This window comes from Mesorhizobium sp. B2-3-7 (assembly GCF_006442695.1).
Taxonomy (GTDB): domain Bacteria; phylum Pseudomonadota; class Alphaproteobacteria; order Rhizobiales; family Rhizobiaceae; genus Mesorhizobium.
In genome coordinates this window covers 210,198-230,269 of record NZ_VFVV01000005.1, presented here as the reverse complement: position 1 = coordinate 230,269, position 20,072 = coordinate 210,198, and the positions used below count along the sequence as shown (strand labels likewise).

The 20,072-nt window shown below is 62.3% G+C and carries 17 protein-coding genes and 1 pseudogene; 11 read left to right on the top strand and 7 right to left on the bottom strand.

Annotated features, from left to right (window positions below; all coding sequences use genetic code 11):
- The first annotated feature begins 79 nt into the window (after window positions 1-79).
- The 9 genes from FJ940_RS12420 to FJ940_RS12380 all read left to right on the top strand — a co-directional run bounded on the left by FJ940_RS12420 (window position 80) and on the right by FJ940_RS12380 (window position 10,531).
- Window positions 80-826 carry an FCD domain-containing protein gene (locus FJ940_RS12420; RefSeq protein ID WP_140649849.1) on the top strand — a complete coding sequence of 249 codons (747 nt, stop codon included), beginning with the start codon at window positions 80-82 and terminating at the stop codon, window positions 824-826.
- 51 nt (window positions 827-877) lie between these two features.
- Entirely contained in the window at window positions 878-1,861 is a 984-nt protein-coding gene (locus FJ940_RS12415; RefSeq protein ID WP_140498327.1) for a substrate-binding domain-containing protein, read from the top strand.
- Between the two features lie 80 nt (window positions 1,862-1,941).
- Entirely contained in the window at window positions 1,942-3,849 is a 1,908-nt protein-coding gene (locus FJ940_RS12410) for a sugar ABC transporter ATP-binding protein (protein ID WP_140656708.1), read from the top strand.
- Between the two features lie 23 nt (window positions 3,850-3,872).
- Entirely contained in the window at window positions 3,873-4,811 is a 939-nt protein-coding gene (locus FJ940_RS12405; RefSeq protein WP_224619126.1) for an ABC transporter permease, read from the top strand.
- 15 nt (window positions 4,812-4,826) lie between these two features.
- Entirely contained in the window at window positions 4,827-6,782 is a 1,956-nt protein-coding gene (locus tag FJ940_RS12400) for a hypothetical protein (RefSeq protein ID WP_140566515.1), read from the top strand.
- 41 nt (window positions 6,783-6,823) lie between these two features.
- Complete coding sequence (gene denD / locus FJ940_RS12395; protein ID WP_140560426.1) at window positions 6,824-7,810, top strand: D-erythronate dehydrogenase; 987 nt, start codon at window positions 6,824-6,826, stop codon at window positions 7,808-7,810.
- Between the two features lie 53 nt (window positions 7,811-7,863).
- Complete coding sequence (otnK, locus tag FJ940_RS12390; protein ID WP_140566513.1) at window positions 7,864-9,129, top strand: 3-oxo-tetronate kinase; 1,266 nt, start codon at window positions 7,864-7,866, stop codon at window positions 9,127-9,129.
- A complete protein-coding gene (gene otnC / locus FJ940_RS12385; RefSeq protein WP_140566510.1) occupies window positions 9,126-9,779 on the top strand; it encodes a 3-oxo-tetronate 4-phosphate decarboxylase in 654 nt (217 codons plus the stop codon). Before otnK ends, otnC begins: the two co-directional genes overlap by 4 nt.
- The gene (locus FJ940_RS12380) at window positions 9,779-10,531 is read left to right on the top strand and encodes a TIM barrel protein (protein ID WP_140656706.1); all 753 of its coding nucleotides are present in this window, start codon (window positions 9,779-9,781) and stop codon (window positions 10,529-10,531) included. Before otnC ends, FJ940_RS12380 begins: the two co-directional genes overlap by 1 nt.
- A 137-nt stretch (window positions 10,532-10,668) precedes the next feature.
- Here FJ940_RS12380 and FJ940_RS12375 read toward each other — a convergent pair.
- Window positions 10,669-10,814 (bottom strand): annotated as a pseudogene (locus tag FJ940_RS12375) (Arm DNA-binding domain-containing protein); the annotation flags it as partial.
- A 929-nt stretch (window positions 10,815-11,743) separates the two neighbouring features.
- Here FJ940_RS12375 and FJ940_RS12370 point away from each other — a divergent pair.
- Window positions 11,744-12,343 (top strand): sulfotransferase family protein, encoded by a 600-nt coding sequence (locus FJ940_RS12370; protein WP_140656705.1) that lies wholly within the window; start codon window positions 11,744-11,746, stop codon window positions 12,341-12,343.
- Window positions 12,344-12,642: 299 nt separating this feature from the next.
- On the opposite strand, the gene FJ940_RS12365 is transcribed toward FJ940_RS12370, so the two are convergent.
- From FJ940_RS12365 to FJ940_RS12350, 4 genes are read right to left on the bottom strand one after another with little or no spacing between them, the layout of a single operon-like run.
- A complete protein-coding gene (locus FJ940_RS12365; RefSeq protein ID WP_140656704.1) occupies window positions 12,643-14,097 on the bottom strand; it encodes an aldehyde dehydrogenase family protein in 1,455 nt (484 codons plus the stop codon).
- Entirely contained in the window at window positions 14,094-14,285 is a 192-nt protein-coding gene (locus FJ940_RS12360; protein WP_246671013.1) for a hypothetical protein, read from the bottom strand. Before FJ940_RS12360 ends, FJ940_RS12365 begins: the two co-directional genes overlap by 4 nt.
- A 57-nt stretch (window positions 14,286-14,342) precedes the next feature.
- Window positions 14,343-15,521, bottom strand: a complete 1,179-nt coding sequence (locus FJ940_RS12355; RefSeq protein WP_140656764.1) for an alanine racemase — start codon at window positions 15,519-15,521, stop codon at window positions 14,343-14,345.
- 11 nt (window positions 15,522-15,532) lie between these two features.
- Window positions 15,533-16,396 carry a GNAT family N-acetyltransferase gene (locus FJ940_RS12350; RefSeq protein ID WP_140656763.1) on the bottom strand — a complete coding sequence of 288 codons (864 nt, stop codon included), beginning with the start codon at window positions 16,394-16,396 and terminating at the stop codon, window positions 15,533-15,535.
- A 304-nt stretch (window positions 16,397-16,700) separates the two neighbouring features.
- Between FJ940_RS12350 and FJ940_RS12345 the strand changes: the two genes are divergently transcribed.
- The gene (locus tag FJ940_RS12345; RefSeq protein ID WP_127368277.1) at window positions 16,701-17,639 is read left to right on the top strand and encodes an ornithine cyclodeaminase family protein; all 939 of its coding nucleotides are present in this window, start codon (window positions 16,701-16,703) and stop codon (window positions 17,637-17,639) included.
- A gap of 228 nt (window positions 17,640-17,867) precedes the next feature.
- Here the strand turns inward: FJ940_RS12345 and tdh are convergent, their stop codons facing one another.
- Window positions 17,868-18,902 carry an L-threonine 3-dehydrogenase gene (tdh, locus tag FJ940_RS12340; RefSeq protein ID WP_140656703.1) on the bottom strand — a complete coding sequence of 345 codons (1,035 nt, stop codon included), beginning with the start codon at window positions 18,900-18,902 and terminating at the stop codon, window positions 17,868-17,870.
- On the bottom strand, window positions 18,902-20,041 hold the full coding sequence (locus FJ940_RS12335) for a glycine C-acetyltransferase (protein ID WP_140656762.1): 1,140 nt from the start codon (window positions 20,039-20,041) through the stop codon (window positions 18,902-18,904). Before FJ940_RS12335 ends, tdh begins: the two co-directional genes overlap by 1 nt.
- Window positions 20,042-20,072 lie beyond the last annotated feature (31 nt).

Sequence of the window (20,072 nt, the reverse complement as noted above, 5' to 3'; positions counted from 1 at the left end):
TCTCGCTATTGACGCACAGCTGAAGCAGGCCTACTGGTACATATACCGGACCACTAGACCTCTTCGGATGTAAGGACGGATGGACTTACGAGCGATTCTGACCGACGACGGGAGTGCGCTTGGCGGCGTGCCGAAGCATTCGATGAAGGACTTCGTCGTCCAGAAGATCGCGACATTCATTGCGACCGGCATTCTTGACGTGGGGGACCCGTTGCCAAGCGAGCGTGAACTTGCGGGCGCTTTGTCGGTAAGCCGCGAGACGGTGCGCGGCGCGATCCTGATCCTTTCCACAAAGGGCATCCTTTCCGTCGCCCAGGGCACGCGGACAGTGGTGGCCTCGACGGAAGTCGGGGAACTCGCGGTTCAATCGGCCCGCTATCGCGACATTTCCAGATACAGTCTTGACGACGTGCATGAGGCGCGGTTGCTGATCGAAGATCAGGTGGCGCGGGCCGCGGCCGTCCGGGTTGAAGCCGCGACGCTCGAGACCCTGCAAAAGTCGATCGAGGCGCAGGAAGCGGCGATCGACGATCCCGTTCGCTTCCTCATTTGCGATCGCGAATTTCACACGGCCATCTATCGGGCGGGCGGCAATGCCGCGCTGGCGGATATCGCCGCCGATCTCTATTCCTACCTTCTCGACCATCGGCGGCGAGCAGTCGCCCAGCCTTCAAGCATCGCAACGAGCATCGCCGATCACCGTGCCATTCTTGCGGGACTTGAGGCGCGCGATTCCGAGGCGGCCGCAAGGGCCTTCGCGATCCACGAAACACGCATCTACACCACGACCAAGCAGCTTTTAACGCAATCCGCTCGAAAGGGATAAGAATAGGGGCGGATTGCCGGGCAACCATGCAGCACAACAGGAGGAGTTCCCATGCTGACAAGACGCCTTTTTGCCACCGCAGCCCTCGCGGGCGTTGTCGCGCTGACCGGCATTGCCGGGACGGCGACCGCCGCTCTCGCCGAATCCAAGGAGTTGGTCTATCTGACTCCAGGCCTTGATCTTGCCTTCTGGCGATACCTCTCCAAGGGCATCGAGAATGTCGCAACCAAGGGAGGCTACACCTATCAGGCGCTGGATTCGGGCAACAATGCCCAGACCCAGCTTAAAAATGCCAAGGACGCGATCGCCCGCGGCGTCGCCGGGATTATCATCTCTCCGACAGACAGTTCAACCGCGCCGGCCGTGCTCGATCTCGCCAAGCAGGCGAACATTCCCGTGGTCATCGCCGACATCGGCACGGACAGCGGCGACTATGTGTCCTTCATCATCTCTGACAATTATCAGGGCGCGAACGGCGTCGGCAAAGCGCTGGCCGAGGCAATGAAGGCCGCCGGCAAGCAGGACGGCAGCGTGGGCATTGTCGGCATCAGCCAGGCCCGCCTCAACGGCCAGGCCCGCACCAAGGGCTTCAAGGACGCGATGACAGAGGCTGGCATCACCAAGGAAGCCGGGCTGCAGCAGATGCAGACCTACACCGCGGACGAAACCTTCAAGTTCACGCAGGATATGACGACCGCGAATCCGGACATGAAGGGCCTCTTCGTCCAGACCGACGGCCCGACGCTGGGCGCCTTGCAGGCAATCAAGGCGGCCCGCCTCACCGGCGACGTGCTGGTTGCCGGTTTCGACGGCGTGCCGGAATTCGTGCCGTTGCTGCAGTCGGGCGAACTGGTCGTTTCGGGCATGCAGCAGCCGTATCTGATGGGCCAGGAATCGGGACGCGCGATGGTCGACCATCTCGGCGGCAAGACTCCCGAAAAGAAAATCCTCGTGCCGATCAAGATCGTGACCAGCAAGAACATCGAGCAGGAGCTTCCAACCATCAAGGAAACGGTCTTCGCCAACGAGATGTAATCGGGGCCTGGCCGACATAGGCCGTCCGGGGGCACCCTCCCCCGGACGCTTTATTCGTACCACTTGGAGTGTGTCCTCGGATGGTAGACAGCAGCAAGATTCCCGAGCCGCTTCTCGTGGCTCGTGGCGTCACCCGCCTGTTTGGGAACGCCTACGCGCTCAGCAACGCGTCGATAGCGCTCTGCCGGTACGAGATCTGCGGATTGCTGGGCGCGAACGGCGCGGGAAAATCGACGCTGTCACGGATCGTTTGCGGACACCTGCCGCCTTCATCGGGCGAGATACTCTTCAAGGGTGCTCCCTTGACCGTCGGATCCGCGCGCGACGCGCTGCGTTCCGGCATTGCCCTCGTGGCACAGGAAACCAGTCTGGCGCCCGACATGAGCGTGCTGGAGAATATCTTCCTACCCAGCTACGCGATGCCGGGCCGTCTGTCTTTCAGCCAGTTGCGACACAGGGCGCAGACCATCCTGTCGGAACTTGGCCACCACCACGTACTGCCACTCGACATCGAGGTGCGCCGGCTCTCGGCAGCGCAACGCCAACTCGTCGAAATAGCCAAGGCGTTGGCCCTCAACGCCGATCTTGTCATCTTCGACGAGCCGACGGCCTCCCTCTCGCCGATCGAGGTTGACCGGCTGTTCGAGATCATGGGACGGCTGAAAAACAGCGGGAAGGCACTCGCCTTCGTGTCGCATCGGCTCGAGGAGGTCTTCGCAGTCACCGATCGCGTCACAATCCTGCGCGAGGGCAAGACCGTGGCCGAAAGCGTGCCTACGGCGGGGCTCACGCAGGCCGACGTCATCCGCCACATGGTGGGACGCGACATCGGAAATGTGTATCGAAAGGCCGTCTCGCGAGTGACCACTAACGAGCAGCCGGTGGCTCTGGAGGTAATTGGGCTCAAAGCCCCGCCTTTCGTGCGTGACGTCTCGTTCACGGTGCGCAGGGGTGAAATTCTCGGCCTCGGCGGGCTTGTCGGAGCTGGACGCTCGGAGAGCGCCGAAGCGATATTCGGACTGCGCCACCGCAGCCGCGGGCGCGTCCTTGTCGGCGGCAAGGAGATTGCCCCCAACAGCCCTATCGCGGCAATCCGCGCCGGTCTCGGAATGGTCGCCGAGGACCGGCGGGCCCAGAACATCGTGCCCGACATGACGGTCGGCGAAAATCTCTTCCTCGCCCAGATGGGCAAGCACAGGGGTTTCGGGCGAGGCCATTCGGCGCGCCGCAAGCAGGCCAGCGAGCTGATTTCGCGTCTCGACCTTCCGACCGACCGCATGGATGCAAACCTTCTGCACTTCTCCGGCGGCATGCAGCAGAAGATCATTATCGCGCGCTGGCTGCTGATCGAGCCCGAAGTGCTCATCCTCGACGAGCCTACGAAAGGCGTCGACATAGGGACACGCCAGGCAATCTACGAGCTGCTGCGCGAGGTGGCCGAAAGGGGGATAGCCGTAGTCGTGATCTCCTCGGATTTCCAGGAATTACTGGGGATCTGCGAGCGGGTCGTCGTGGTGAGTGACGGCTATACCATCGCCGACCTGCCCGCCTCGCGACTGAGCGAAGAGAGCCTGACGCTGCTCGCCGCGCCCCGAAGCTCAGCCGAGCGCAACACGGCATTCCTGCGCGATCTTGTCGCCAGCCATGGCGGCACGGCATTTTGGGGATTGATCGACGACGACCGGTTCGTCTGCCTCGCCCTCGCCGAGGGCACGCCGGGTGCAACGATGGGACTCGCGGCCGGGCATGTCTATCTTGCGCAGGAGACGGCAATCCCCCTCGCGCTTGGAAGGCGTCAACCCGGCATCGTGACCGAGAATGACGGCCGCTCTACCTTGCTTGCACCACTGTCCAATCGCCGAGGGCACGATCTGGGATGGATCGGGCTCAGCCTGCCGGCCGGCTCCAGGCTGCCGGACGCCGGGGCCCTGTCGGCCCGGATCGCCGGCCTGTTCGATACACCTCAAGACGAAAAGATCGACGCATGAACGCGCCCACACGATCCTTTGCGATGCCCAGATTCGCCAGCACGCTTGAGTTCCGGATGCTCTGCCTCGCCATGGTGCTTGCGGTGATCCTGTCGTTCATCTCGCCGCACTTCTTCACCGAGCGGAACATGTTCAACATACTCGACCAATCGGTGGTGCTTGGCATAGTTGCCGTCGGCATGACCCTGGTGATCCTGACTGGCGGCATCGACCTTTCCGTCGGGTCGGTCGCGGGCGTGACCGGCATCATCCTCGCCCTACTCCTGAAGGAATTCCCCATTCCGGTGGCGATCGCGCTCGCCATAGGTTGCGGCGCCCTGATCGGGCTTTTCTCCGGCGTTCTCATCGCAGTGTTCGGCCTGGCGCCCTTCGTGGTGACGCTCGGGGTCATGGCGATGGGGCGCAGTCTCGCCTACATCGTGTCGGGACAGCGCTCGATTTCGGGACTGCCCATGGGGCTGCAGAATATCGTCTACACGAACCTGCTGGGCATCCCCGCCAACGTCATCTTCCTCATCGCGCTCTACCTCGCCACCTGGGCGTGGCTGACATATTCCAAGGGCGGGCGAACCATCTACGCGGTCGGCTCGAACATCGAAGCCGCCCGGGCGGCCGGCCTCAACACCCTCTTCTACTCGATCTTTCCCTACGTGGCGTCCGGTGCCCTTTCGGCGACGGCGATGACCTTTTCGCTGGCGCAGATCATGTCGGCTGACCCGATCGGGGGGAACCAGCTTGAACTCGACGCCATCGCGGCCGTGGTCATCGGTGGCGCGAGCCTCTACGGCGGACGAGGCACGATATTCGGCACGCTGATGGGGGTTCTGATCATGGTGATGATCCGCAATGGCCTCAACCTGCTCGGCGTCTCGCCGTTCTGGCAGGGGACCGCCATCGGCGCCATCATCATCCTCGCCTTGCTGGCCGAGCGCCTCATCACCTGGAAATCGCGCCGCGTTTGAGACCGGGAGAATCCTATGACACAGTCCGATCCTTCCCGCGCCGTCCGCCTCTACGGCACCGAAGAACTACCGGCAGAGGAGCGGCTACTGAGCGCCGGGCCCCTCAGCGTGCTTTTCGACGGCGCGAACCTGCGCGACTGCCGCATGCATGGCGAAGAGGTGATCCGCGCAATCTCGTTCGTGGTCCGCGACAAGGACTGGGCGACGCTCATTCCGAAGATCACCGACCTGGTCGTCGAAAAGGACGACGATCGCTTTCGTGTGGCCTATCGCGCAAGCGTTGCCAGCAAAGGCGAGACCTTCGGCTATGACGTGGGCATCGCTGGTACCGCGGCAGGCGTTCTGACCTATTCGGCTCGCGGAACCACGCCGACCGGGCTTCTCACGAACCGGACCGGCTTTGTCGTCCTGCATCCCATAGAGGGCATAAGCGGCGCGGCCGCCACGATCACGCACACAAGCGGCGAGAGGGTCGAGACACGGTTTCCTGTGGAGATCGATCCGGTGCAGCCGATGATGGATCTGCGTGAAATCTCGCACCGTACTCCCGGCGGGCTGGAGGTCAGCTGCCTTATGGAGGGCGACGCGTTCGAGATGGAGGACCAGCGGAACTGGACCGACGCCTCCTACAAGACCTATGTTCGTCCCCTCGCTCTGCCCTGGCCATACAGGATCGAGCCCGGCGAGGTCGTCGAACAGAAGATCACCCTGACCGTCAAGGGCTCTCCCAAGGGTCCGTCGCGTCAGGCGGGAGGCATCGCCGCCCTGACGCTCGGCGAGGCGGCGGACGCGATTCCACCTCTCGGCGTCGGATTGCATCCCGATGACGCTTCGGCCGCATTGCGGCATGTCGAGACGCTTGCCCAGCTCGGCGTCGCCCATGTCATCTGCCATTACGATCCGCGGCTCGGCCATGATGCCGAAACGCTGGCGAGGCAGGTCGAGATCGCCATCGCAATGGGCGCCCAACCCTGGCTCGAAGCAGTGGTCGAGCATGCCGACGATGCTGGCGCCGCGGCGGAAATCGACTCCCTGGGCAAGGTGGCCGCGAGGCTCGATCATCGCTTCACGACGGTTCTGGTGTCGCCCGCACCCGATCTTAAATGCACGCTGCCCGGCAGCATCTGGCCGCCAGCGCCGGATGCGGCGAAGCTCTATACGGCCGCGCGCGCGGCCTTCCCCGGATCTCGCATCGGCGGAGGCATGTTCAGCTTCTTCACCGAGCTCAACCGCAAACGTCCCCCGGCCGAGGCGATAGACCTCGTGACATTCACGACGGCGGCGATCTTCCACGCTGGTGACGACCGCTCCTTGATGGAGACGCTCGAATGCCTGCCGCATATTGCCAGGACCGTGCCGGCGATCGCCAAGGGCCGCCCATATTCCGTTGGGCCGTCCGCAATCGGGTTGCGCGACAATCCCTATGGTGAAGCGCCGGTCGCCAATCCCGCCAACATCCGGCAGGCGGTCAATTTCAATGATCCGCGCCAGCGGGGCGTCATGGGAGCGGCCTGGAACCTCGGCTACTTCGCCGCCTTCGCGGAAGGCGGCGCGGCGGCCATCGCGCTCGGCGCCGCGGTCGGCCCGTTCGGCGTCCTCTCCGTGCCGACGTCATTTCCGCAGCCCTGGTTCGAAGGCAAGGGCGAGCTCTATCCTGTCTGGCACATCGTGCGAGGCCTGGCGAAGCTCAAAGGCTGCCCGCTCCGTCCGCTGCGATCGTCGGTCCCTGGCGCAGTGCGAGGAATCGCGGCGGTTACCGAAAAAGGCACCGAGCTGTGGTTATGCAACCCCTCGCCCAACGCGCTGGAGGTGCGCCTCCCCGAAGGCTTCGCGCGCGCTGCAATTCTTGACGCCTCATCTTTCGTCGCGGCATCGCGCCAACCGGATCTGCTCGATCGGCTGACGCATGACGGAACGCAAACCCTGTCGCTCGAAGCCTACGCAGTCGTGCGCGCGCTCAGGCCGGTCTGAAGCGGCATCACAAACCAGTCCCGGAAGAGAACGGAGCATCCATGCATATACTCATCATTGGCGCTGGTGGAATGATCGGCCGCAAACTCGCGGCCGAGCTTTCGCGGACAGCATCGCTTGGAGATCGAAAGATCGACCGGATGACGCTGGCGGACGTGACGAAGCCGCCGGTGCCAACCGGTGACATAGGTTTTGTCGAAGCCATTGCCGCCGATATTTCCGCTCCCGGCGCAGCGCAGGATCTGGCCGCGCGCCGCGCGGATGTGATCTTCCATCTCGCGGCCATCGTGTCCGGCGAAGCGGAACGCGATTTCGAGAAGGGCTATCGCATCAATATGGACGGCACGCGCGCTCTTTTCGAGGCGATCCGGCTGGAAGGAACCCGGCGGAAATATATCCCCAGGCTGGTGTTCACCTCCTCGGTTGCTGTCTATGGCGCGCCTCTGCCCGACCCTATTCCCGACGACTACATCCTTGCCCCGCTGACCAGCTACGGCACCCAGAAGGCGATATCCGAGCTGTTGCTGGCCGACTACTCGCGCCGCGGCTTCCTCGACGGCGTCGGGATACGCCTGCCGACGATCGTCATTCGGCCCGGCACTCCCAACGCGGCAGCCTCGGGCTTCTTCTCCGGCATCCTGCGCGAGCCACTCGCCGGGCAGCGCTCCGTGCTGCCGGTGAAGGAGACCGTCAAGCATTGGCTGGCGAGCCCGCGCTCGGCGGTAGCCTTCCTCATCCATGCCGCGATGCTCGATACATCCGCGCTGGGCGCCCGGCGCACGCTGAACATGCCGGGTGTCGCGGCCACGGTCTCCGACCAGATTGCCGCGCTCCGCCGCGTGGCAGGGGCCGAAGCCGAGGCGTTGATAGACCGCACGCCGGACGAGGCGATCGAGGCCATTATTGCCGGGTGGCCGAAATCCTTCACGCCCAGGCTGGCCACCAGTCTGGGCTTTGTGGCCGAAAGCACGGTCGACGAACTGATCGCGGTTTACCTGGCGGACGACGCCCCGAAGACCATCCCTTAACCGTTAGGGCATGGTCGCCAAAGTTCCGTGAAAGTTGAAACTGGGAAATTCCGATGCTTCTGGGCTGCATAGGCGATGATTTCACCGGGTCTTCCGACCTGGCCAACACGCTTGCCAAGGGGGGCATGCGCACGGTCCAGTACAACGGCGTTCCCAACACCGCCTCCGACCGCTCGGTCGACGCGGGCGTCGTTGCCCTGAAGACCAGAACGATATCCGCCTCGGAGGCGGTGAAGCAGTCGCTCGCGGCGTTGGAGTGGCTTCGACGCCAAGGCTGCCGCCAATATCTGTTCAAGTACTGCTCGACATTCGACTCGACGCCCGAAGGCAATATCGGTCCCGTGCTGGACGCTCTTGGCGACGCGTTGGGAGCGGCACGCGCGATCGTCTGTCCGGCGTTTCCCGCAACCGGCCGGTCGATCTACCAGGGGCATCTTTTCGTCAACGATCGGCTGTTGAGCGAATCCGGCATGGAGAAGCATCCGCTTACGCCGATGACGGATCCCGATCTGAGACGTTGGCTCGCACGACAGACCAGGCGCGCGATCGGTCATGTCCCCTACAGCGTCGTGGCGGAAGGAAGCGGCCCGATCAGGGATGCTCTGAAGGCGGCATCTGCCAGCGGCTCTCGCTACGTCGTGGTCGATGCCATTCTGGACAAGGATCTTGTCGCCATTGGCGAGGCTGCCGAAGCGGATATCCTGCTCAGCGGCGGTTCGGGAATCGCCCTTGGACTTCCGGCCAACTTTCGTCGGGCCGGGTTGATCGGCACGGCGGCCACGCATTGGATGGGAATACAGGGGCCGGCGGCCGCGCTTTGCGGTTCGTGCTCGACCATGAGCCGGCGCCAGATTGCCGAGCACCGGAAAAGCCATCCGACGCGCGTTGTGGAGGTGGATGCAGTCGTGGACGGCACGGCCAATCCTGTTGAATATGCCGAGTGGGCGATCGACCGCCAGCACCACGGCTTGCCACTGGTGTTCTCGTCGGCCGAGCCCGAAGCCGTCGCCGCCGCACAGAACCGCTACGGGAAGGAGCGCGTCGCGACGGCGGTTGAAGGTTTTTTCGGCGAACTGGCGCGTCAGCTTTCGGCGCGTGGCGTACGCCGGCTGGTTACGGCGGGCGGCGAGACATCGGGGGCCGTCGTATCGGCGCTCAACATTTCGTCATTCGAGATCGGACCCGAGATCGACCCCGGTGTTCCGGCGTTGAAGGCCCGTGACCCGGATATGGTGCTCGCCCTTAAATCGGGCAATTTCGGTTCGGCCGGGTTCTTCGAAAAGGCAGCCGACGTCCTTACGGGAGGCGTTCTACGATGAGCGATGAAACAAGACTCAGGGATCAGATGTGCAGCATCGCTGCGTCCATGTTCGCGCGGGGCCTCACTGCGGGAAGCTCGGGGAACATCTCCGCCCGCCTCGGCGACGGTCGGCTGCTCGTCACGCCGACAGGATCGTCCTTTGGCGCGCTCGACCCCGCCCGCCTGTCGCTCTTCGACGCCGAGGGACGGTTCCTGGACGGCGACAAGCCGACGAAGGAGATGCCGCTGCATCAGGCGTTCTACGAGACACGCGGCGCGCGCACCGGAGCGGTCGTCCATCTTCATTCGACCCATTCCGTCGCGGTTTCGCTTCTGCCCGACATCGATCCCGACAGCGTCTTCAAGCCGCTGACGGCCTATTCGATCATGCGGCTGGGAAAGGTGAAACTGCTGCCCTACATCCGGCCCGGCGACCCGGCGATGGGAGACGCCGTGCGCGGACTCGCCGGGAAACGGTCGGCCGTATTGCTGGCCCACCACGGACCCGTCGTCGCCGGCAAGGATCTCGAAGCCGCCGCCTACGCGATGGAGGAACTTGAGGAAACGGCCAAGCTCACGCTTCTCACCCAGGGCTTGCGGCCCAAGATCCTCGCGGCTCCGCAAATTCGCGAGTTGGTGGAACACTTTGACGTGGAGTGGGACGACTGATGCAACTTTCGGCCAATCTGGGATTTCTCTTTCGTAACCTAGCGCTTCCGGATGCGATCCGCGCGGCCAAGCGGCGCGGTTTCGCGGCGGTCGAGATGCATTGGCCGTACGATACCGACGCATCGGTGGTCGCGGCGCTGCTCGCCGAAACCGGTCTTCCGCTGCTTGGCATCAACACGGCCCGGGGGGATGTCGGGGCGGGCGATTTCGGCCTCTCCGCGCTGCCGGGCCGTGAAACGGAAGCGCGCGCGGCGATCGACCAGGCGATTGAATGGGCAGCCGTAACAGGCTGTCGCAACATCCATGTGATGGCAGGAAAGGCAATCGGTGACGAAGCCTTCGCGACGTTCACCGGCAATTTGCGGTACGCTTCGAAGGCGGCGGCACGGCACAACATCGGCATATTGATCGAGCCCCTGAACCCGCGCGATGCGCCGGGCTATTTCCTCTCCGACCTTTCCACCGCATTGCGTGTGATCGATGCGACAGACGGTGCGGTAAAGGTAATGTTCGACTGCTATCACATGCAGATCATTCAAGGCGATTTGCTTAACTCGGTAAGGCAATTTTCCGACAAGATCGGCCATATCCAATTCGCCGCCGTACCGGATCGTAGCGAGCCCGATCACGGCGAGGTGGACTATGGCTGGCTCCTGCGCGCAATCGCGGACGCCGGCTATGATGGTGCATTCGGCGCCGAATATCGCCCCGTCACCGATTCGTTCGGATGGATGAAGCGTTTCGACCACTAGAGGCCTGAGTGCGCGTGCTTGGCGCGGCACGCTTTCGGCCCCGGCGGAGCCGATATCCACGCCAGACAGGAGGCGCGAGAACACCCGGTCGATAGCGGATCTGCCGCGTTCGGGATGACCTAGGCTACTCGCCAAAACTCTTGGCGTCGTTCAGGCGGCGCCTGTAATCAAGCCGAAATGAGATCGCCCCACCGGGCATGACCCGGACATATAGGCCATCTCGGCCAGCAATCTTGTAGATATTCTGTGGTTCCAGCGCCTTAAGGGCGGCATCCGTCAACAACCCTACTGCGTCCTGAAAAGTACCGTCAGTACAATTTGGAGGCTCGTGGCAGGAAATTCCTTTTTCCTCTATGCCTTAGGCAAAAAACACCGTCACGAGCCTCATTGCTCCGACGTACTTAAGTCGCGGATTGGCGTATTTTCGGCGGCGTTTGAGTGGGCCTGAATCATTCCCACTCGATTGTTTCTAGCCCAGCTAGGTCATTGATCTAGCTGGGCTTTTTCCTTCTTGCTGCCCTCGAAAGCCGACGCATGGTCCGTCAAAAAGTTACGCTTTTGATTTTAAAGGGAAAATCGCCGCAAAAAATATTTTGAGGTTTCACCAACTATCGAGACCAATCGGGCGTTTTCTGCACTTTGCGGCGTTCGATTGCGCACCCAAGTCGTCCCGAAAAGTACCGTCACCGGTCCAACTAGGGCATTTTTTCGACGCAAAATCAATGGTCATGGTGGGCCCGGAGGATGTATGGAAAAGAAGCTAAATCAAGCAGTTAGGAAATAGTGGGACAGCAAACCATTCAAATCTGCTCCAATGTTTTTCGATGTTCTTGTCCCACCTACAACGCTGCATTTCGGACGAACGCCTCACTCGCCCTATCACGCGAAGAAGGATCGTGACGGTATTCAGTCTCTCATTGGAAAGTCGCGATAGCACCATTAACGACGTTCTTCGACGAGCAAGGAGCGTCTCGATTGGGGCCGACTGCCGACCTTCACCTTGTCGGGCTATGATGCTCGAAACGAAAGCTGCCGCGTAGCTCCTGCGGCTCGGATCGCTATCGACGCTGTAACTGGCCGGCCCGCTATGTAGCCTTCGGGCAGAGCGAGGTCGGAGCATCGCTCGACACGGTCTCTCAGGGTGAGCGCAAAGACCATCCTCCCTTCTCAACCTTTGCAATCTATGATCCGCTCCCGCCACAGGAGGATCGCATGGCATTGTCTGTTATCGGGGGTGGGTTCGGCCGCACCGGCACGCACACTCTGAACTTGGCGCTTGAAATGCTCGGGTTTGGGCCGTGCCATCACATGGAGGACGTCAACTCTAACCCCGAGCACCGCGACCTGATCCGCGCGGCCGGGCGCGGCGAGCCGGTGGATTGGGACCTCGTCTATCTCGGTTACAAGTCGGCAGTCGACTGGCCGACGGCCTATTTCTGGCGCGAACTCGCCGAGTATTTCCCCGACGCCAAGCTAATCCTCACCGTTCGCAACCCCGAGGACTGGTACAGGAGCGCACGCGCCACGATCTTCAACACCATGGGCGAGACCTCCGACCCGCAAAGTTTTGGCCGCGTCGTCATAGAGACGAAAATTTTCGGCGGTCGGCTCGACGACGAAACCCATGCTATCGAAGTGCTCGCAGCCCACAACGCCGAAGTGGTCTCGGCTTTCCCGCCGTCGCGCCTGCTGGTCTATCAGGTGGCCGAAGGCTGGCCGAACCTGTGCGCCTTTCTCAGCGTGCCGATCCCGGCCGAAACCTTCCCTCACAGCAACACCACTACCGAATTCCGAAGCCGTTTCGCCAAATAAGCCCGCATCGAGTTCGAGGCTCGCAGCTCGGCTAACGCGCGTAGCAGTCTGTCCCGCCCGCTCCGATGCTTGTAACCAATAGAAGCGGGTGCACCATCAAGAGGTGGGTCGCCGCTGTTGGGCGGGAAGGTGCCATTGCGGCTAGCCGCTCGGATGTCCGCTTCTGGACGGCGGACATGGTAAGTTCAATGACCAACTTGCGGTGCAAAACAGTCATCTCGTCTGGGTTAACATGGAACACTCGTGGGCCTTCTCTAGATGGCGCCGCCGCGGCCTCAGCGCCACGGCTAGGATGCCACCTAGAAGTAGCCGAGGATGGATTTGATCTCGAGATACTCCAACATACCCTCGATCCCATATTCGCGTCCGTTTCCAGATTGCTTGAAACCGCCAAACGGGGCATGCGGATCCCAGGCCGGGTAGTTGAGGTGAACCTGACCGGAACGAATGCACGACCCGACGTCCCTGACGACCTCCAAGTCCTCACCCTGCACATGGGCCCCCAAGCCGTACACCGTGTCGTTGGCGATGGTGACGGCCTCCTCGACTGTATCATAGGGGATGATGCAGAGGACTGGCCCAAAAACTTCTTCCTGGGCAATGCGCATGTGGGTGCGCACGTCCGAAAAGATCGTCGGCTTCACATAGAGGCCGACGTTCAGATCGTGTGCACGACCCGGTCCGCCGATGATGAGCCTGGCGCCTTCCGATATGCCGACGTCGATCATGGTTTGAATGCGATCGAATTGGGCACGATTGGCGATCGCACCGTGAGTGGTGGCCTCCGAAAGAGGATCGCCGACGACGATCTGGGCCGCGACTCTCTTGGCGATTGCCTCGATCTCGGACAGCCGCTCGCGTGGCACGATCATGCGCGTCGGGGCGCTGCATGACTGGCCGAGATTGCGGAAGGCGGCGGCTATGCCCAGGGAAACGGCGCGGTCGAGATCGGCGTCCGGCAGGATCACGTTCGGGGACTTGCCGCCGAGTTCCTGCGCCACACGCTTGACCGTCGGCGCTGCCGCCTGGGCCACCGCGATGCCCGCCCGGGTGGACCCGGTAATCGAGATCATATCGACAGCCGGATGGGATGCGAGACCAGCACCCACGCATGCACCATCACCTTGAATCAGATTGAACACCCCGGCAGGAAAGCCGGCTTCCTCGATCGCTTCGGCGAACAGCAGGGCGTCCAGGGGAGAAAGCTCGCTCGGCTTCAACACGACCGTGCAGCCTGCCGCGAGCGCCGGCGAAACCTTGGCGGTGATCTGGTAAAGTGGCCAGTTCCACGGAGTGATCAAGGCGCAGACACCGATCGGTTCGTGGGTGACGGCAGTTTGCCCCCGCTGCTTGACGAACGGAAAGGCTGTCAGCACATCGCGAGCGACCTTGATATGCGCGATCGCCAGCGGCACCTGCGCGCTTCGTGCATAGCCGATCGCCGCACCCATTTCGAGGGTGAGGCATTGAGCCAGGAGTTCACCGCGCGCCTCGAGCAGCGCCTGGAGGCGATCGAGCAGACCGGCACGGTATTCCGGCGTGGTCCGGCTCCAGGCGGCGAATGCATGGCGGGCCGCAGCAACGGCCACATCCACGTCAAGGCTGTTTCCGAGCGGAAACCGAGCGACAACTTCTTCGGTAGAGGGGTTCACCACGACGCCCTTGGCGGTGCCGCTCGGCTCGACCCATTGACCGTCGATGAAGAACTTGTCCAGGTGGCCGCTGCGCGACAGATGTTCGAGGGGCGTCATCACGCGACAAGATCCTTTATGCGGTAGTAGGCACCCAGAATCGGCAGGAACCGGGGGCGCCCGAAATAGCCGGGGATCGCCTGCCAGTCGAAATCCTTCCAGGGATTCAAGTCGGGGCGCCCATCCATGACATCAGTCAAGGTGCGGCCTATCAGCGTCGACATATCCAGCCCGTAAGAGGTAAACTTCATTTTCTGGACCACCAATGCTGATTTGACTGGGGCGGCATGCAAGGCATAGTTGCGCGCCTACCAGCCGCGCATCCGCTCCCAACGCGCTTCAATCCTGGGGCTGTCCCCGTTAACGACGGTATAGAAATCATGCTGGGCGGCCATCGCACATGCGTGGTTGGGCAAGATCCGCACCCGAGAGCCGAGCGGCAAGTCGGGCATGGACTTTCCAGAACCGGCACGAATGGCGAGGATACCGTGTTCCTGACTGGCCTGGACCACGATCACATCTTCCAGCACCCGCCCCTTTTCGTCGCAGACCACGCCGTAACCCTGGTCGATCTGCTGGTTTGCGGTGCCCCGATCGCGCGAAAGCGCCATCCACCCGGCGTCGACCAGCACCCATCCCTTTTCCGGCTTCGAGCCGATCACCGTGGCCAATACGGAAATCGCGATGTCGTCGCGGTTGCAGACGCCAACCCCGTGCTGAACGAGATCGAAGAACATGTAGACCCCGGCGCGCAATTCCGTGACACCCTCGAGATTCTGGGCGAAATGCGCGGTTGGCGTCGAGCCGACGCTGACGATCGGACAGGCATGGCCATGGGCGCGCAGGATTTCAGCAGCGCGCGCGGTGGCCGAACGCTCGTTCTCCGCTGCCCTGACCAGCGCATCGGGCGTGTTCAAGCCATAGGATTCGCCTGCATGAGCGAGAACCCCGACGAGCTTGGCACCGGCAGCGACGACCCTGCTGGCCACGTCGGGCAATCCCGGGTCGTCCGGCTTCAATCCGCCGCGATGGTCATCGCAGTCCAGTTCGATGAAGACCGACGGCGTCATGCCGGTGGTTTGGCGCGCGTCGGCCAAGACATCGGCCTGCTCCACAGTATCGAGCAACAGCTTCACATCAGCGCCGGTACGGCGACAGAGCTCCATGGCGCGCCTTGCCGAAGCCGGCGAGAGGCCAACCGCATAGGTGATGTCGCGAAAGCCGTGGTCCGCGAAATATTCCGCCTCGGCGATCGTCGAGACCGTGATCGGACCGGGCTCGCGAGGGAAAGCGTATCGGGCGGCGTCGATGCTTTTGGCCGTCTTCATATGCGGGCGCAGCACCACGCCAAGCTTCTTGGCACGCTCAGCCAGCCGTTGAATGTTGCGCTCGAGCCGTCCGCGATCCAAAAGCAGCGCTGGGGTAATCAAGGCGTCGATCGTCTCAGTCGTCTCGCTCGCTGCCAGGTTTGCCGCCATCTTGTTCATCATCTCGTTTCCTAGGTGAACGACTGGTTTGCCAGCGCGTACATATGGGCTGAGCCCTCGGAGACAGGCCGCTGCCCCTTGACCATGGCGGTCGCCGAGCTGACCTGCTGAAGGCCGAGGCTCTCGAGCCAATCGCCCAATCCATCTTCGGCATAGATATCGATGCGAACGAATTGATCATGAAGCTTAGAAAGCTGCGCCAAGATCAAAAGCCGCGCATCCTGGTCACTCTCGGCCGCACAGGGGCCGATGACATAGCCACGGCCGAACCTCCTGCTGATGGCGTAGCCGGCAATCCGCCCGTCGCGTTCGACTACGACGACCTTGCCCACATCGGCGAGTGCCGCGACCATCGATGGTCGCGGCATGCCCGTGGCCCGTTCATCGAACGCCTGGATCGCGGCGAGGTCGGAGATCGTCGCCTGACGCACACCGTCACCGGTCCCCCGCGTCACCGCAGTGGTCAGCAGGCCTTGGTGCTGGAGCACCGTGCCCCAGGCAGTGAAGCCGCGGCGCTTGTAAAGCGCGAGCCCCTCTTCGGTGGACGTGAGCAACACGTTGCGACCCTGCGCCGCCTCAAGCAATCCATCAAACAGCCGCGAACCGTTGCCACCGCCTTGCGCAGGGCCAGTGACGATGATCATGCCGACGGTGGCAAAAGCCTTGCCGTAAATCCACGACATGGCGGTGCCAATCACCTGCCCTGCCTGCTCGAGAACCAGCCCCCTGCCGACAGTGGCGGCGAATTCCCAATCCTCCAGGCGATAGGGCCAGCCCATCTCCTGCGACAGCTTCAGCGCGCCCGGCAAATGACGGGTTTCCAATTTCATCAGTTCGCTAGGGATGACGATGTCTCGCTCGAGTTGGGGGGCCATGGGAGGTGCCGTCTCTTGATCACTGTCGAATTGAAGTCGGACCTTAGAATTGCGCTCCAACAGCAGATTTCTCTGCTGTTTTGCCCTTTCAAATAAGCGAGATCATTCGTTTTCGGCAGTTCCTCGGCACGCAAAGTTGCACAAATCGGGCGAAGAATATCGGGCAGCTTGAGTCCCCGTTTGTGATTACCCTCGCTCGGCGTGTCCTCCGCACCCATCCAAACGGATGCGTTCTCAGCCTCCACGATGGCATAGCCGCGACACGTCTCAGCGATGAGCACTTGATGCTCAGAAGGAATTTCGGATGATCTACATCAGCGAAGACGAGTCAGCCGCCCTTGTCACGCATGAACTTGCCTTCGAGGCGGCGCGGGAGGCGCTCGTGGCAGCAGCATCGGGGCAGAGCTGGGTCTTCCCTGCTGTCATCGGGCGCACGCAGGAGGCGAGCAATACCTTCTCTATCAAATCCGGCTCGTCGGATGACCTGACCGGAGTGAAAATCGGCTCCTTCTGGTCGGGCAACCCGGCACGTGGCCTTCCCCGCCACAACTCCACCATCGTGCTGCTTGATCAGAATACAGGACGGCTCCGCGCCGTAATCGAGGCCGGAAAGGTGAACGCCTACAGGACGGCCGCAGCCGACGCGGTTGCAGCTGATCTTCTTGCGCGCAAGCAGGCCAAGGTTCTGGCGATATTCGGCGCCGGCAACCAGGCGGGCTTCGAAGTGAGAGCGCTGGCACGCATCCGCGCAATCGAAAGCGTGTTGGTGGTGGCCCCGCCTTCGCCGCGGCGCGACGCTTTTGTCGATCAGATCGGCGAATTGGGCCTGCAGGCGCGCGCTGTCATGCCCGAAGAAGCCGTGCGTGCGGCCGACATCGTGGTCACGGCGACACCCTCACGCGAACCGCTTTTCGATGCCGCTTGGGTGGGACCCGGAACCCATATCGTCAGCATGGGGTCGGACGCTCCAGGCAAGCGCGAATTGCCGAGCGCACTATTTCCCAACGCACATCTGTTTTGTGATCTGCTTTCCCAGTCCGTTCAGATCGGCGAGTTCCAACACGTGCGCGACGAGATCGACGCCGGCGTGCTTGCAGTAACACCAATCGGCGACGTCATTGCCAAGCGTGTGTCCGGACGCCTCTCCGACACCGAAATCACTGTCTTCGACAGCTCCGGTATCTCCCTCCAGGACCTCTACATGGCTGACGCGCTGATCCGCGCCAAGACGCCCCACCGCTGATCAGTTTCGCAGCGACAAGTCCCCGCCGCGATGGTGCGGCTGCACTGGAACAAACGGCGGAGCTCTGCGGCCCCGCATGAGCGCAAGTCCGCCAGCCTACCGCCAACCACACACGGCAGCCCCTGGGTGGGAAAGCGACATCATCATCCACCTCAGGAATCGGAAACCGCGTTGCCCCGGAAGTTCATGCCGTAGATCGCGCCTCTCGAGGCTAGTCCCGACCGCCGCCTACCAGTCCATCACCACCTTACCCGAACTACCGCTGCGCATCGCATCAAACCCCACCTGAAAATCGTCGATCCCAATGCGGTGTGTGATCAGACCCGACACATCCAGCGGACCCTGTACCAAAGCGATCATCTTGTACCAGGTCTCGAACATCTCACGGCCATAGATGCCCTTCAAGTGCAGCATCTTGAAGATGACCTTGTTCCAGTCGATCTCGAAGCCGGTCGGCGCGATGCCTAAAATGGCGATCTTGCCGCCATTGTTCATGGCGTCGATCATGTCGCGGAAGGCGGGGGCTGCGCCTGACATTTCGAGACCGACGTCAAAACCCTCGGTCATGCCCAACGCCGGTATGACATCGCGCAGCTTTTCCTTCGACGCATCGACGACATGCTGGACGCCGAGCTTTTTGGCCAGCGCCAGCCGCACCGGGTTGATGTCGGTGATGACGACCTTTCGCGCACCCACACATTGGGCGACGAGCGCGCCCATGATGCCGATCGGCCCCGCGCCGGTGACCAGAACGTCCTCGCCGACAAGGTCGAAGGACAGAGCGGTGTGGACGGCATTGCCCAGGGGATCGAAGATTGCGGCGATCTCGTCGGGCACATCGTCGGGGATCGGCACGACATTGTGTTGCGGTATCGCCAGATATTCACCGAAGGCGCCGGGACGGTTGACGCCGACGCCGAGCGTGTTGCGGCAGAGATGCCCTCGCCCAGCGCGGCAATTGCGGCAATGGCCGCAGACGATGTGGCCTTCGCCGGAAACACGCTGGCCGACCTTGTATTCGGTCACCGCCGCACCGAAATCGGCGACCGTGCCGACAAATTCGTGACCGGTGACCATCGGCACCGGCACCGTCTTCTGCGCCCACTGATCCCAATTGTAGATGTGGACGTCTGTGCCGCAGATCGCCGTCTTCTTGATCTTGATCAGCACGTCGTTGGGGCCGATCTCCGGCACCGGCACCTCTTCCATCCAGATACCGGGTTCGGCGCGAGTTTTGACGAGTGCGCGCATCATGTTGGACATCAGCCAATCACTCCGAGTTCGAGGCCGACCTCACCGAACGCTGCAATTGCCCGGTCGATATCGGCTGTCGAATGGGCGGCCGACATCTGCGTCCTGATCCGCGCTTGGCCTTTCGGCACCACCGGGAAGGAAAAGCCGATCACATAGATGCCGCGCTCAAGCAGCATGTCGGCCATCTGCGAAGCCAGCGCGGCATCGCCGATCATCACCGGAATGATCGGGTGGTCAGCTCCGGCCAATGTGAAGCCGAGCTTTTCCATGCCGGAGCGGAAGCGCTGCGCGTTCTCGTAGAGACTTTCACGCAGCCCGTCGCCCCTCTCGATGATGTCGAACACCTTGAGCGATGCTGCCGCGATCGCTGGCATCAGTGTGTTGGAGAAGAGGTAAGGCCGCGATCGCTGGCGCAGCCAGTCAACCACCGGCCTGCTCGCCGCCGTATAGCCACCCGAGGCACCCCCCAGCGCCTTGCCCAGCGTGCCACGGCCATGCTCACCGACGAAGCCGACAGCGTGGCTGTCGTCCACCATCACCATTGCATCATATTTTTCCGCGAGGTCGCAGACGCCCACCAAATTCGCGATGATGCCGTCCATCGAGAAGACGCCGTCGGTGGCGATGAGCTTGAAGCGGCTGCCTTCAGTCTTTTTCAGTTCTTCCTCGAGGCTCTCCATGTTGTTGTTGGCATAGCGGAAGCGTTTCGCTTTGGAGAGCCGCACGCCGTCGATGATCGAGGCATGGTTGAGTGCGTCGGAGATGATCGCATCCTCTTCGGAAAGCAGCGTCTCGAACAGGCCGCCATTGGCGTCGAAGCAGGAACCGTAGAGGATCGCGTCTTCCATGCCCAGGAAGCTCGATATCTTTGCCTCGAGCTGCTTGTGTTCCTCTTGTGTACCGCAGATGAAGCGCACCGAGGCCATGCCGTAGCCGTATTGGTCGAGCGCCGCCTTCGCCGCCTCACGCAGCTCTTCGCTGTCGGCGAGGCCGAGATAGTTGTTGGCACAGAAATTGAGCAGCTTGCGGCCGCCAACCTCGATCTCGGACGACTGGGGCGAGGTGATGACGCGCTCGCGTTTGTACAGGCCCTCCGTCTCGATCTGCGAAAGCAGCTCGCGAACGTGGTTGTTGAGAGACGATGCCATCCTGTCTTCGCTTCCACTGATGATCTTCGCA

Coding starts and splice junctions, on each gene's coding strand:
- tdh (WP_140656703.1), bottom strand. CDS start 18,902: ATGTCCAACATGATGCGCGCACTCGTCAAAACTCGCGCCGAACCCGGT.
- otnK (WP_140566513.1), top strand. CDS start 7,864: ATGCTTCTGGGCTGCATAGGCGATGATTTCACCGGGTCTTCCGACCTG.
- FJ940_RS12370 (WP_140656705.1), top strand. CDS start 11,744: ATGGCATTGTCTGTTATCGGGGGTGGGTTCGGCCGCACCGGCACGCAC.
- FJ940_RS12380 (WP_140656706.1), top strand. CDS start 9,779: ATGCAACTTTCGGCCAATCTGGGATTTCTCTTTCGTAACCTAGCGCTT.
- FJ940_RS12355 (WP_140656764.1), bottom strand. CDS start 15,521: ATGAACAAGATGGCGGCAAACCTGGCAGCGAGCGAGACGACTGAGACG.
- FJ940_RS12335 (WP_140656762.1), bottom strand. CDS start 20,041: ATGGCATCGTCTCTCAACAACCACGTTCGCGAGCTGCTTTCGCAGATC.
- otnC (WP_140566510.1), top strand. CDS start 9,126: ATGAGCGATGAAACAAGACTCAGGGATCAGATGTGCAGCATCGCTGCG.
- FJ940_RS12420 (WP_140649849.1), top strand. CDS start 80: ATGGACTTACGAGCGATTCTGACCGACGACGGGAGTGCGCTTGGCGGC.
- FJ940_RS12415 (WP_140498327.1), top strand. CDS start 878: ATGCTGACAAGACGCCTTTTTGCCACCGCAGCCCTCGCGGGCGTTGTC.
- FJ940_RS12405 (WP_224619126.1), top strand. CDS start 3,873: ATGCCCAGATTCGCCAGCACGCTTGAGTTCCGGATGCTCTGCCTCGCC.
- FJ940_RS12345 (WP_127368277.1), top strand. CDS start 16,701: ATGATCTACATCAGCGAAGACGAGTCAGCCGCCCTTGTCACGCATGAA.
- FJ940_RS12400 (WP_140566515.1), top strand. CDS start 4,827: ATGACACAGTCCGATCCTTCCCGCGCCGTCCGCCTCTACGGCACCGAA.
- FJ940_RS12360 (WP_246671013.1), bottom strand. CDS start 14,285: ATGAAGTTTACCTCTTACGGGCTGGATATGTCGACGCTGATAGGCCGC.
- FJ940_RS12410 (WP_140656708.1), top strand. CDS start 1,942: ATGGTAGACAGCAGCAAGATTCCCGAGCCGCTTCTCGTGGCTCGTGGC.
- FJ940_RS12350 (WP_140656763.1), bottom strand. CDS start 16,396: ATGGCCCCCCAACTCGAGCGAGACATCGTCATCCCTAGCGAACTGATG.
- denD (WP_140560426.1), top strand. CDS start 6,824: ATGCATATACTCATCATTGGCGCTGGTGGAATGATCGGCCGCAAACTC.